Below are 13,257 nucleotides of genomic sequence, written 5' to 3'. Positions count from 1 at the left end.
CCTTTTTACTCTACCCCCAGATTAGGAGTATGACCTCTTAGTCTGCAAATAGCGACATAAAACTTGGTTTTAGTCACATAAGTTCCCCCTCCACCACATAAATCGGTTTGTTTGCGGCATATGACTCTTTCGAGACCCAAAGGCAGACACTTTAATCGCCAAAAAATCCTTAATTTTAGAAGCCTCCCATCTTCATGTCATTCAATTCTAGTGCAGCATCTAAGATGACTAACTGCTGGGCCTTTTTAAAGGAAAGCACCTTAAAATAAAATGACAAAAAATTCCTAAAAAATGAAATGCATGTTCTTCCGAAATAGAGGCAGATTATCTATTAAGGAGGTGAAAACACATGGCAAATCGCAGTGGTTCAAACCGTCAAAAGTTAGTTCCAGGTGCTCAACAAGCAATCGACCAAATGAAATTTGAGATCGCTCAAGAATTTGGCGTACAGCTTGGAGCAGAAACAGTATCTCGTGCAAACGGATCTGTTGGTGGAGAAATTACAAAACGTCTTGTTGCTACAGCTCAATCTCAATTAGCAGGTCAAGCTGGTCAATTCGGCGGAAACACTTTAGTTTAATAATTAAATAATTTGGATTTAGGCTGCCTGTTTCGCAGGCAGCCTTCTTTAGGTAATAAGCTATGGAAGGATTCCATAAATTTATCCTTGTATCGATAGATTAACCTCTTCTAATAAGGCTATAAATTCTCTTTCTGACATAGCATTTAATCTCATATCAAAAGCGTCAAAAGCCATGTTTCTGGTTATATCATTGGGTACGATTACACATAGAAGGCCCGCAGCTTTTGCCGCCCTCGTGCCATTTGGAGAATCTTCAAAAGCAATGGCTTCCTGAGGCGCTACACCCAGGCATTTACAGGCTTCCAGGTAAAGCTCAGGATCCGGTTTTATATTCTTCACGTCATCGGCCGTCCGTATACAATCAAAAAACTCATACAAATTAAACTTATTCAAAAAGCCCGTTACCCATTCCCGTGTTGAGCTGGACGCTAGGCCAATCCTGAGACCCTTTTTCCTTGCAACCTCTAGATAAGCAGTCACACCTGGACGTATCGTCCTGCCTTTCATAAGCAGTGCATGCTTTTCTTTCCCCTGTATCTGCAGTGCTGCACGGTCAATTGGTCTCTTAAGACAGACCTCTAAATAATCATACAGCTCATCATCACCAGTTCCCACACACTTTTCCCACATGCCGAAAGGAAGTTCGTGGCCATGCTCTTTGAATAGATCTGACATTACTTCAAACCATACGGATTCTGTATCAATAATTAAACCATCAAAGTCAAAAACAACTGCTTTTATCATATTTCTCCTCCATAACCTCATTCTTCTTTCGAACTAATAATATGTAATAAAAAGCAGAAAGATAAGCAGGTTCTCCTGTTTCTCTTTCGATCTTCGATGTATATTGTAGAGTGACAATTAAGTCGGGAACTTTCGAAGCCCGCTAACTCGCATTCTACGTTTGTTAAATTCACACTTTTTATATATAGTCGGGAACCGGCTGTTTTTTTATACCTGACATTAAAGTCGAGAACTTTTTAGAAGGGTAAAAAGGAATAGACTGCATTTTTCTGCAGTCTTTGTATTATAAAAGATAAAAAAAACCCGCCAGGCTATGCCCGCACTTTTTATTAATAAAATAATTAATAATAAAAATCAAGTGCTTATCAAAATTGGGATTCATACATATTTAGTTTCTACCGTGACAAATAGGACCATCTCGTGCATTCCACTAAATGGTCCTTTAAAATTGTTTAGGAATAAAAGGGATATAAAGATATCACTTCATTCTCTTTTCCATCAATTCTGCCATTTGTTTCGAATTCGGACTTCTTTCGTATTTCAATTTATCAATAATATTATCATAATCAGCTTCATTACGGTTCTGACTCAATTTATAGGCAGCCTGGATTTCTCCCACCTTAATTTTAAAACCAACAATACCTTTCAGCTGGTTTTCCAAGAGACTTGGAGAAAGGGTGTCCCAAAAAACCGGGTTTTTACGATGTTTTTCGTACTTTTCAAGCATTTTGATTAGTTCCTGTTTTACTTCTTCACTATCTAGAATAGCTGCTTTACCATACATATGGACTGCCTGGTAATTCCACGTAGGAACATTCTCATGTCCGTACCAGGAGGAAGAAATATAAGAATGGGGTCCCTGGTAGATGACAAGCACTTTTTCGCACGTTTCAAGTGTTCTCCATTGAGGATTTCCATAAGCCATATGTCCTGTGATATAGTAGTCGTCGTCTTCTTTAATTAATTCCAAAGGCAAATGTGTGGCTATTGGTTTCCCTTGATCTGTAGTAACAATCGTACCAAAAGAATTCGTTTGAACGAACTCCCAGATTTCATCAACATTTGTGACCTTAAAGTATTTTGGAATATACATAACACCGCTCCTCGCATAAAAAGTTTATAAAATTGCTTTGGTCAATATAAAGTCCGTTTGTTTCTCATCTCCCATATAAAAGGAGTGGGCTCCAGTTTGAACAAACCCTAATCTTTTATAGGCAGCGATTGCATTCTCATTCATTTCCCAAACACCGAGCCAAATGTTCTTTTTTTTCTGTTCTATTGCTATTTCCACCGCTTTGTTTATCAGGTATCTTCCAAGTCCCTGTCTTTGAAATTTTTGTTTTATATAAATCCTCTCAATTTCCAGTGAATCACCACCCATTTCTTCAGTTTGGGCTTCATCAACATTCACCTTGAGATATCCAGCGAGTTCATCATTTAAATAAGCAAAATAAAAAGCAGAAGAACGTTCAGACAGCTCCTTCTCTATCTGTTTTAGATTGAAAGCCTTCTCTAAATAGGCATTCATGTTTTCAGGTGAATTCTGATGCTTAAATGTATCATTAAATGTTTCATAACTAATTTCTTGAAGTGTGTGTAAGTCCTCAAGGGTACACTTTTTTACATTTATAGTCATTTAAATATGTCGCTCCTTTGTATGATCAATAATTCCGCTTGTTCCCTTTTTTCACAAATTCCCAGTCCTTTTCAATATTTTTTCTTACTTTTTTAAGAGAATTGAACAGGATCTCCACTTCTTTATCTGTGAATCCATCTAATGCGACCATATTGGAATAATCATTTTCTCTTCTTATAAACGGATAAACATTATTTCCTTTCTCTGTTGGAAAAAGTTTTCTAATTTTTTGATTTTGTTCATCATCTTTCTTTTCTATAAATCCATTCATTTCAAGTTTTTTTATAGCTCGAGATGCCGTTGTTCGGTCTACTTTAATCAGTTCAGCTAATTTTTCTTGAATAATTCCGGGGTTTTCACATATACGCACAAGGTACAAATACTGCCCTTTTGTAAGGTCATATTCTTTAAATTCTATATTGCTTATTGAATCTAATGCCCTAGCGATCATTCCAATTTCGCGTAAGATTTCTTCCATACATTCACTCCTTATTACACATTTATTGTTGCATTTGCAATAAATCTGGTATACATTAAATGTAAATCATTTTTATTGCATTTGCAACTATTTATCAGGATATATTAATGGATAAATTAATCTAAAGGACTGAAAAAAATGAATATGAAAAGAATAACCATTGATGAAGAAGACTTAAAGGCAGCATTCCGTATTATAAGGAACGAAGTATATTTGGATGAACGAGGCGTACCACTAGCTGATGGATTTGGCAGACTGAATGGACAATGTGAAAGATGAAGAAGCAGGCTAAGGCAAAATATGCAGTTTATGTAGTGGGAATTTTAATATTAACCCTGGGCATTTCTTTCTCTATACAATCTGACTTTGGAACATCACCTTTTGATGCACTTTTGGTCGGACTATCCATAAACGTAGGACTTACTGTGGGAAGTTGGGAAATTATAATAGCTTTGATACTGATATGTTGTAATTCGTTTTTAAAAAGACAAGAACCCGAATTTTTAGGATTGTTAACAGCATTTTTAACGGGCATTGGCATTGATACGTGGCTTTTTTTGTTACACAATTTGATAACACCTCAACTATGGTTCGTTAAACTTGTTTGTTTTAGTTTCGGCTTAATTGTCATAGGATTAGGAACTGCAATCTATTTACATGCGAATTTTGCTCCAATTCCCATTGATCGTTTAACAATAATCATAAAAGAATTAACGAGAACCAATATACTATTTTCAAGAACATTCATTTACCTCCTATTCTTGATTATGGCAATCATATTCCATGGACCAATTGGTATTGGAACGTTGTTAACCGTCTGTTTAGGGGGACTAATACTTAATTACTTTATGCCATTTACAGAAAAGGTATTAGACTGCATACTAACAAACTCTTGTACATCACCTAATTATGATACCGATAAAAACCATTCAATATGATTTTGCCACTCAGTTGGCAGAATAAAATCGGTAACTAAAAGAACATCTCGTGTACGTGCACGAGATGTTCTTTTATGTAACTGCTAATCGTTAAAGCTACAATTCGTATTCAGTAACTTTCAATGAAATATATCTTTATACTTCCTTTGACACAGTAGCACGAAGTCCAGCCCGCTTATAGATTTACCATTCGTGAACGGCTTCATTTTCCGCCTTTAACAATTCCAGAATATGTTTTACACGCCTTGTTTGATAAGCTCTTGGTTTTCTTCGGCCTGATGAATGTACTTCATTGTTTTAGGCAGCATGTCTGCTCTTTTCACTATTAATGAATGTATCCTTAGCCCGATTTTATTTTCAAGAGCATATTACGACACATAAATAAAAAATGAGCGCAGCCATCTGGGGCTACGCTCATTTTCATTTGATTGGAGTAAATCCATTTTCAGTTCCCGACTCTTTTGTACACTTACATTATTCTAATTCAGTAAATTCTTCTCTTATTCCACAGTAACCGATTTTGCAAGGTTTCTTGGCTTATCTACATCACAGTCACGATGAAGGGCCGCATAATAGGCAATAAGCTGCATAGGCACTACAGAGACAAGAGGAGTCAATAATTCATGAACAGCTGGAATGACGAAACGATCTTCCTCCATATCCAGTCCTTTCATGGAAATAATGCAAGGGTTGGCACCGCGTGCCGCTACTTCTTTTACGTTTCCGCGAATGCTCAAATTCACATTCTCCTGAGTAGCAAGTGCTATTACAGGAGTTCCTTCTTCGATTAAAGCGATTGTACCATGCTTTAACTCTCCGCCTGCAAAGCCTTCAGCCTGAATATAGGAAATCTCTTTAAGTTTAAGAGCACCCTCAAGCCCTACATAGAAATCCATACCGCGTCCAATAAAGAAGCAGTTGCGTGTGAATGATAGATATTCGCGCGCTATATAATCCATTTCTTCTTTCGAATCACAAAGCACTTCCATTGCATTTGCTACGATTCCAAGCTCTTTTACAAGATTAAGGTTATCTGCTCTGCCGCGTGTTTTTGCAACAACATCTGCAAGAATAGACAAGACCGCAATTTGAGCTGTATAAGCTTTGGTAGAAGCAACCGCAATTTCTGGTCCTGCATGAAGTAGAAGCGTATAATCCGCTTCACGGGACAGGGTAGAACCAGGTACGTTTGTGATCGTAAGCGCCTTATGGCCAAGCTCTTTGACTGCCACAAGAACAGCCCGGCTGTCTGCTGTTTCTCCACTTTGAGAGATAAAGATGAACAGCGGTTTTTCCGGAAGAAGAGGAAGGTTATAGCCAAATTCAGAAGCCACATGAACCTCTACAGGGATTCCTGCCATTTTTTCGATAAGCTGTTTCCCTACAAGCCCTGCATGATAGCTTGTTCCGCATGCCACAATATAGATACGGTCAGAACCATTTACAGCATCGACGATCTCTTGATCAATGGCAAGATTGCCTTGCTCATCCTGGTACTTCTGAATAATTTTTCTAATCACTAAAGGCTGCTCATCTGTTTCTTTTAGCATGTAGTGAGGATATGTGCCTTTTTCAATATCACTGGCATCCAGTTCAGCTGTGTAAGGCTTGCGTTCTACTACCGTACCTTCAAGAGTTTTGATGGTTACCTGCTCTTTAGTAACAAAAACCATTTCTTTATCCATAAGCTCAACATATTGATTGGTAACCTGAAGCATCGCCATCGCATCACTTGCCACAACATTAAAGTCTGCTCCTACACCTACCAACAGAGGACTTTTGTTTTTAGCTACAAAAATCATATCTGCCGCCTGCTCATCCAAAAGGGCAAGAGCGTAGGAACCTTTTAATAGAGTAAGAGTCTGGCGGAAAGCCTCTTCCGTTTCCATTCCCTCATTGGCAAACTTCTCAATCATTTGAACAATAACTTCTGTATCCGTTTCACTGATAAACTCTGTGCCTTGAAGATATTCCCGTTTTAAAATGGAATAGTTTTCAATAACACCGTTATGAACCAGTGTAAAACGACCAGAAGCACTTTGATGTGGATGCGCATTCGTCTGGCTTGGAACTCCGTGAGTTGCCCATCTGGTATGGCCAATGCCTGTGTTAGCTGAGACGGATTCATCAACAATCGCACGCAGGTCTGCAATACGCCCTTTTTCTTTAAAAACGCGGATTTGTTCATTCCCTCTTACAGCAATACCTGCAGAGTCATAGCCTCTATATTCAAGCTTTTCTAAACCTTTTAAAAGAATTTCTTTTGAATCTTGATTTCCAATATACCCAACTATTCCGCACATTATAAATTTCCTCCTTGGAGTAAGGAGGCAAGATGACCGGGGGCCTGTCTTGCCCCCTTATCTCTGAATCATATATTTTTAGCTGTACAGCTCTTTCCCCTTTGTTCAAAAAGTTACCCCTTTGTTTTGAGAGAAAAATTGCGGTTGTGTACAGGCAACCGGGAGGTACCCGCCGAATAATCGATAATCCTCCACCTCGTCAACTAAGCTTGTCGTCCCGCTTAGTCCTGGCGCTTTTAGATAATTATATACACGATCCACCTTTCTAGCCTAATTCTGTTCTTCACATATACAAGCGAAAAACATGTTAATCATATACTAACTTTTCATTCCCGTCAATCATTTATTGCTTCTCAGCTAGATGACACTCATGTTCTTTACCCCTGCTAACAGCTTTAAAACCTTTGTTCCACTATATAAAAATATGCATAAGAGAAAAAGAGCGTTCCTCTTATGCATATAGTTGCAGCCTTATTTTTACTCTTGAAGCCCCATTTCTGCTTTAACTACCTCCGCAATTCTTTGAACATAATCGTTGCACTGCTCTTCTGTAGGGGCTTCTGCCATAACCCTGACTAAAGGCTCTGTACCTGAAGGGCGCACCAGAATACGTCCATCACCATTCATTTCTGTTTCGACTTCCTGGATGATGTCGTGAACCTTTGGATTAGCTGTTACTCCGTGTTTATCCGTTACTCTAATATTAACAAGCTTTTGCGGGAACTTGACCATTTCCCCGGCTAACTCAGAAAGTGGTTTCTTCGTAGCCTTCATAATATTCACAAGCTGCACACCAGAAAGAAGTCCGTCACCAGTAGCATTGTAGTCAAGGAATATAATATGGCCAGACTGCTCGCCGCCGAGATTATATCCGCCTTTTTTCATTTCCTCTACAACATAACGGTCGCCTACTGCTGTTTGTGCACTATGGATTCCATTCTCTTGCAGGCCTTTGTAAAATCCAAGATTGCTCATAACCGTAGATACTACGGTTGAATGTTTTAGACGTCCCTGCTCGTTTAGATACTTTGCACAAATATACATGATTTGATCGCCGTCTACAATATTCCCATTTTCATCAATAGCTATTAAACGGTCTCCATCTCCATCAAATGCAAGCCCCACATCTGCACCTTTTTCTTTTAAGTATGCTGATAAGGCTTCAGGGTGCGTAGAACCAACACCCTCGTTAATATTTAAACCATCAGGTGAAGCCCCCATTGTCGAGATATCAGCTTCCAGATCAGCAAATAAATGTGCAGCCAGTGAAGATGTAGCACCATGAGCACAATCTAGGGCAACATGAATATTTGAGAAATCTTCATCAACTGTCTGCTTTAAGTATTGAATATATTTTTGGCAGCCTTCAAAATAATCATTAACTGTTCCCAGGTCTGCTCCGACCGGGCGTGGCAGATGATCTGTTTCCATATCCATCAAGCCTTCAATTTCATTCTCCTGCTCATCTGAAAGCTTAAAACCATCCGGTCCAAAAAACTTGATCCCATTATCCGCTACAGGGTTATGTGAAGCAGAAATCATTACCCCTGCCTGGGCTCCCTGTGCTTTTGTTAAATAAGATACCCCCGGAGTAGAGATGACACCCAATCTCATAACCTCGGCCCCTATTGAAAGCAAACCAGCTATCAGAGCACTTTCAAGCATTTCACCGGAAATACGCGTATCGCGGCCAATTAATACCTTTGGACGAGTTGTGTCCTTTGTCAGAACATACCCTCCGAATCGGCCAAGCTTAAACGCTAGTTCTGGAGTCAGTTCTGTATTTGCTACCCCGCGGACTCCGTCTGTGCCAAAATATTTACCCATTGCATATCGCTCCCTTTTAATATGTTTCAATCGATTTATTTACTCTCAATTTGCTTCCTTTTTAGCTACATCAACTGCCGCTTTTTCAAATGGAATTTTCCAAGATAGATCATCAGGCAGGTTGGAAAATACCGCCGTTTCGCTGCGGCCTTCTGGAAGCTTGCTTGCGTCTATGGATAGCTGGATATCCGATTCTTTAAGTGCCTTTATCCTTTCAGGCGGGCCGGTTACCGTAATGCTTAATGACCCACTAGAAGGATTTACAAAGGTTAAGGCATAATCATCCGGAAGGCCGGCAGGATTTATTTTAATGCTGCTGAATGTTTGCGAGATTTGCTCGGCCGCCGCTTCTTCCTCTTTGTTATCATCTGGATTCAATTCTTCCTTTTGTTTTCCAGTCTTTACAGAGACGCTCACTTTTGGTTCAGAAGCCCGGTAAATACCTTCTGGCAGCAGAATGTTCTGTTCGAATGTAGTGGAGCTGTCTATATCACTAACATTGACGGGCACTCTTATATTTTGTATTTTTCTTAATTCAGACTGCTTACCATAAAGAATGATTTCGTGCGGATTAATGTTAATCGATTTGATTTCCAGCCCATCCTGAAGTGTGCCTGTCTGGTAAGGAATGACAGAAACCTTCTTAGATGGAATTTGTATAGGAATCCTCACGTCAACAGACGAAGGTTCAATAGATACATCAAGATTATTCAAATGTTTATCGAGAGCCCTTACCCTGGCTCTTTTCTCCACTGTCTCGTTAATCCCTTGCTCCAATTCTATGGAAGCTCTGACTATAGAAATCTGGTCCATAATGTCCTTGGCTCCAGTGATCCTGACTCGTTCTGGATCAGCAGTCGGTACTCCTGCTATATACCCCGCCTCTAAAAGGCCTTCATTAAATTGAGGCGAAACTGAATATTCCTTCGTAATTTTTTCCTGGACCGTTACAGTAGCCTGATTAGGCTTTACTACTGCAGTGATCTTATCAGATAAATTCTCAACCCGGATCGGTACTTTTTGCTCGCCGATTACAGCATCGGCCAGATCAACGCTGACTTTGAAATCTCTCTGATTTTTAGCCGAAAGAACAATGCTTTTTGGTCCCTTTAAGGTTACATCTACCTTACCAGGCACACCCTTCACTACTAAATTTTCACTGTCGTAATATACATCCACTTCAACATTTTCTACCGTTTCTGTAGACGTTTTTGAAGTTGGAGAAAATCCTGCTGATCCTTTTTTGGCATCGGGTTGAAAATTAATGGATACAAACAAAAGAGCAGCCAGAGAAAATGCAATAATTTTTATAAACCAGGGTGTCTTCATTAACCTATCCATTTTTCTTTGCCCTCCAATTCCAAAGGGTTGGAGATACAGCCCTGTTTTTATCAATTAATTCAACATTTAGCATATCTTTAAGTGAATCTTGATTTAAATTTCGGTACAGCTCTCCATTTTTAGTTAAAGAGATACTTCCTGTTTCCTCCGAAACAATGATCGTTATGCTGTCCGTAACCTCTGAAACTCCTAATGCAGCCCTATGCCTTGTGCCAAGCTCTTTTGAAATAAAAGGACTCTCAGAAAGGGGAAGGTAGCAGGCAGCAGCAGCAACCTGATTTCCCTGGATAATAACCGCTCCATCATGCAAAGGAGTATTCGGAATAAAGATATTGATCAGAAGCTCAGAGGAAATGGCTGAGTGTAAAGGAATCCCTGTTTCAATATAGTCGCTCAACCCTGTTTCTCTTTCTACAGAAATAAGAGCGCCAATGCGCCGCTTCGCCATATAATTAGCTGCCTTTATGATAGATTCGACAAGGCGTTCTTGTCCCTCTTCTTCTATTTGGCCGCTGGCTCTTGAAAAGATCTTTCCTCTCCCAAGCTGTTCAAGCGCTCTTCGAAGCTCAGGCTGAAAAATGATAATGATCGCAAGGAAACCCCATGTCATAGCCTGTTCCATTAGCCAGCCTAATGTATTCAAGCCTAAAAAATTACTTAAGCTTTGAACAATCACTATCACAAAAATCCCTTTTAAAAGCTGTACAGCTTTCGTTCCTCTAATCACCATCAAAAGTTTGTAGATTACAAACCATACCAGCAAAATATCAATGAAATTTATAAAATAATCATAGAAGGTAAAGTGGGATAAAGACATGTTACTTTCCTCCAGTCATGTAGTTCGACAAGGACTCCCTCTCTCTTATCGAACATGTATCTAACTGTATGTAATCAAAAGCCTGCACTATATGGCCAACCTGAGATTTAACACAATACATAAAATTATATCATGAAAATAAATGTTTTTCTCTATTTAACCCCCTGTTTCTATATCTCCACACTAGAAAATTATGTAAGAAAGGCCATCCCGTTTAGGATGGCCCTTATTGAAAGCTATTAGTAGTAATGTAACTGGAAACTTCCTTGGCACTTGTTTTAATCTTGTACCACAGCCATTCAAAAGCCTGGTCAATTTCTTTGATATCTCCAGTGACGCTTCCTGCAGAAGCTAGGTATCTGTCTCCGTTAATCACAGTTACATCTCCCTGTACCCTGCCCTCAATCTTAATATCTCCATTCCGGACCAGAATATCGCCTTTTACTGTCTTCCCCTCAGGAACTATAACCGTATGGTTTTCCACGATAAGATTAGACTGCCTGGTTACAGAAAAGTCCTCCCCTTGGTTCCATGATGTTAACATGGCTCCTGATATTAATACAAGGAAGAGCGCTGCCGCAGACACAACGGGATGTCCCATCATCCATCCCTTAAGCTTCCCTTTTTTCTTTGCTTCTTGTGGAAGGCTGGCCATCACCCTCTCTGTAAAGTCAGAAGACACAGTGATGCTTGCTGGTACTTTCACATATGAAACAGCTTTCTTTAGTTCATATAAGTAATTGCGGCAATCCTCACAGGACTGAAGATGCCCCTTTAATATCCGTTCACTGTCGGAGCTGATTTCTTCATCTAGATAATCATGCATATATTCTACTATTTCTTCCGGACATGTCATGGAACTCACCTTCCCTTATAAATGACGAAGCTGAAGCCTTAAAGCTTCTCGTCCTCTATGAATTCTTGTTTTTACTGTACCCACTGGAAGATCCAGTGGGTCGCTGATCTCTTTTAAAGATAAATCCTCAATATATTTTAAAATGATAACAGAGCGGTATTTTTCTGGAAGCTTCAAAATTTCGTTCTGTATGGTCTCCTGCATTTCCATACTTTCCACTTCATTTTCCGGACTTTCTGTATCTGAAGCAAGTTGAGAATACATATTTAATCCATCAGTTCCTGCAATTTCAGCATCCAGGTAATAATCAGGCTTCTTTTTTCTAATACGATCTATGCATAAATTTGTTGCAATTCTGTAAATCCATGTGGAGAACTTCATATTTAAATTGAAGCTTTTAATGTTTACATAAGCCTTTAGAAAAGCCTCTTGAGCTAAGTCTTCTGCTTCATGTCTATTGCCAATCATTCGGTAGCATAAATAAAAGACTTTATCTTTGTACTCCTCCACTATATAGCTGTAAGCATTTTGATTGCCTTTTAATACCTGCTTAATTTTATCTTTAATAAGCACTTCCATTGTTTATATTACCCCCGCTATGCGGCTATACGATTTCTACGAATCGCAAGCTAAAAGGTTTCAAAAATTTATATATTTATTTTAACAAAGATTTACAATATATGGTTTATAATATTGAAAAACCGGGAAAATAGTAGAAGATGCTAAAGGGGAAGGTTGGTTAATACGATGACGATTGAATTGAAAGAGCTGCTCAATGATATTGAAAAATGCCGTGCGAGAATGGTAAATTTAGCTTCCCGCACTTCTATGATAGATCATAACGTAGTTGAAGCAAGTACACAATTGGATACTCTTATACATAAATATATAATGATGACAAGAAAACAGTAACCCCGTGGTTACTGTTTTCTTTGAAATTATAGAGCACCGTTCTCCGCTTATCTATATACAAATTGTCTACAATGAATTATTTCATCATTGTGATTTAAAGGAATCTTATATAAAAAGCACCGTTTTCCCTTTTCTTGTTGTCCAGCTTCGAACTGACATCCTTGGTCATAAGCCAATCGCCATCAAAAGGCAAGAGCGGCCTTTCGCTGCCGCTTTTCTTATGCCTGTCAGGTGTCTGCTTTTCTATATACAATTTGTGTACAATAAGTTATTTCATCATTGTGATTTAAAGGAATCTTATATAAAAAGCACCGTTCTCCGCTTTTCTTGTTGTCCAGCTGCGAACTGACATCCTTGGTCATAAGCCAATCGCCATCAAAAGGCAAGAGCGGCCTTTCGCTGCCGCTTTTCTTATGCCTTTCGGATGTCTGCTTTTCATCTAATGTTATTGCATTTATCTAGTTAAGTTCATCATGGTTCTTTAATAAAAGATATTAGAAAAGCACCGTTCTCCGCTTTTCTTGTATCCAGCTGCGAACTGACACCTTCGGTCATAAGCTAATCGCCTTCAAAAGGCAAAAACGGCCTTTCGCTGGCGCTTTTCTTATGCCTGTCAGGTGTCTGCTTTTCTATATACAATTTGTGTACAATAAGTTATTTCATCATTGTGATTTAAAGGAATCTTATATAAAAAGCACCGTTCTCCGCTTTTCTTGTTGTCCAGCTTCGAACTGACATCCTTGGTCATAAGCCAATCGCCATCAAAAGGCAAGAGCGGCCTTTCGCTGCCGCTTTTCTTATGCCTTTCGGATGTCTGCTTTT

15 protein-coding genes are annotated in these 13,257 nt (G+C 39.1%); 4 read left to right on the top strand and 11 right to left on the bottom strand.

The features are described from left to right. Window positions 1–349: 349 nt before the first annotated feature. Complete coding sequence (locus JOC77_RS17375; RefSeq protein WP_204545993.1) at window positions 350–580, top strand: alpha/beta-type small acid-soluble spore protein; 231 nt, start codon at window positions 350–352, stop codon at window positions 578–580. A gap of 81 nt (window positions 581–661) precedes the next feature. On the opposite strand, the gene JOC77_RS17370 is transcribed toward JOC77_RS17375, so the two are convergent. From JOC77_RS17370 to JOC77_RS17355, 4 genes are all read right to left on the bottom strand, one after another. After that, window positions 662–1,327 (bottom strand): HAD family hydrolase, encoded by a 666-nt coding sequence (locus tag JOC77_RS17370; protein ID WP_204545978.1) that lies wholly within the window; start codon window positions 1,325–1,327, stop codon window positions 662–664. A gap of 478 nt (window positions 1,328–1,805) precedes the next feature. Continuing rightward, on the bottom strand, window positions 1,806–2,420 hold the full coding sequence (locus tag JOC77_RS17365) for an FMN-binding negative transcriptional regulator (protein ID WP_204545975.1): 615 nt from the start codon (window positions 2,418–2,420) through the stop codon (window positions 1,806–1,808). A 24-nt stretch (window positions 2,421–2,444) separates the two neighbouring features. Beyond that, entirely contained in the window at window positions 2,445–2,963 is a 519-nt protein-coding gene (paiA, locus tag JOC77_RS17360) for a spermidine/spermine N(1)-acetyltransferase (RefSeq protein WP_204545973.1), read from the bottom strand. A 25-nt stretch (window positions 2,964–2,988) separates the two neighbouring features. Next, a complete protein-coding gene (locus tag JOC77_RS17355; protein ID WP_204545969.1) occupies window positions 2,989–3,441 on the bottom strand; it encodes a MarR family winged helix-turn-helix transcriptional regulator in 453 nt (150 codons plus the stop codon). A 138-nt stretch (window positions 3,442–3,579) separates the two neighbouring features. Between JOC77_RS17355 and JOC77_RS17350 the strand changes: the two genes are divergently transcribed. Further along, window positions 3,580–3,720: a hypothetical protein gene (locus JOC77_RS17350; protein WP_204545967.1), complete on the top strand. Its 141-nt coding sequence runs from the start codon at window positions 3,580–3,582 to the stop codon at window positions 3,718–3,720. Beyond that, window positions 3,717–4,379, top strand: a complete 663-nt coding sequence (locus JOC77_RS17345; RefSeq protein WP_204545965.1) for a YczE/YyaS/YitT family protein — start codon at window positions 3,717–3,719, stop codon at window positions 4,377–4,379. The genes JOC77_RS17350 and JOC77_RS17345 overlap by 4 nt, the downstream gene beginning before the upstream one ends. 500 nt (window positions 4,380–4,879) lie before the next feature. Here JOC77_RS17345 and glmS read toward each other — a convergent pair whose 3' ends face one another. The 6 genes from glmS to sigW all read right to left on the bottom strand — a co-directional run bounded on the left by glmS (window position 4,880) and on the right by sigW (window position 12,102). Continuing rightward, a complete protein-coding gene (gene glmS, locus JOC77_RS17340; RefSeq protein ID WP_204545963.1) occupies window positions 4,880–6,682 on the bottom strand; it encodes a glutamine--fructose-6-phosphate transaminase (isomerizing) in 1,803 nt (600 codons plus the stop codon). Window positions 6,683–7,159: 477 nt separating this feature from the next. Continuing rightward, window positions 7,160–8,509 (bottom strand): phosphoglucosamine mutase, encoded by a 1,350-nt coding sequence (glmM, locus tag JOC77_RS17335; RefSeq protein WP_204545953.1) that lies wholly within the window; start codon window positions 8,507–8,509, stop codon window positions 7,160–7,162. Window positions 8,510–8,554: 45 nt separating this feature from the next. After that, window positions 8,555–9,850: a CdaR family protein gene (locus JOC77_RS17330; protein ID WP_204545950.1), complete on the bottom strand. Its 1,296-nt coding sequence runs from the start codon at window positions 9,848–9,850 to the stop codon at window positions 8,555–8,557. Then, a complete protein-coding gene (cdaA, locus tag JOC77_RS17325) occupies window positions 9,843–10,667 on the bottom strand; it encodes a diadenylate cyclase CdaA (protein WP_204545948.1) in 825 nt (274 codons plus the stop codon). The genes JOC77_RS17330 and cdaA overlap by 8 nt, the downstream gene beginning before the upstream one ends. 226 nt (window positions 10,668–10,893) lie before the next feature. Beyond that, window positions 10,894–11,523, bottom strand: a complete 630-nt coding sequence (locus JOC77_RS17320) for a zf-HC2 domain-containing protein (protein ID WP_204545946.1) — start codon at window positions 11,521–11,523, stop codon at window positions 10,894–10,896. Window positions 11,524–11,538: 15 nt separating this feature from the next. Next, window positions 11,539–12,102 carry an RNA polymerase sigma factor SigW gene (gene sigW, locus JOC77_RS17315; protein ID WP_204545944.1) on the bottom strand — a complete coding sequence of 188 codons (564 nt, stop codon included), beginning with the start codon at window positions 12,100–12,102 and terminating at the stop codon, window positions 11,539–11,541. A 168-nt stretch (window positions 12,103–12,270) separates the two neighbouring features. Here sigW and JOC77_RS17310 point away from each other — a divergent pair, with 168 nt between their 5' ends. Further along, entirely contained in the window at window positions 12,271–12,435 is a 165-nt protein-coding gene (locus tag JOC77_RS17310) for an aspartyl-phosphate phosphatase Spo0E family protein (RefSeq protein WP_239558864.1), read from the top strand. A 613-nt stretch (window positions 12,436–13,048) separates the two neighbouring features. Here the strand turns inward: JOC77_RS17310 and JOC77_RS17305 are convergent. After that, window positions 13,049–13,257, bottom strand: a 209-nt coding sequence (locus JOC77_RS17305) for a hypothetical protein (RefSeq protein WP_204545942.1), incomplete at its 5' end; no start/stop codon positions are given.

This window comes from Peribacillus deserti (genome assembly GCF_016909175.1).
GTDB classification, from domain to species: Bacteria; Bacillota; Bacilli; order Bacillales; family DSM-1321; genus Paraperibacillus; species Paraperibacillus deserti.
This window is presented reverse-complemented; position numbering and strand designations above follow the sequence as displayed.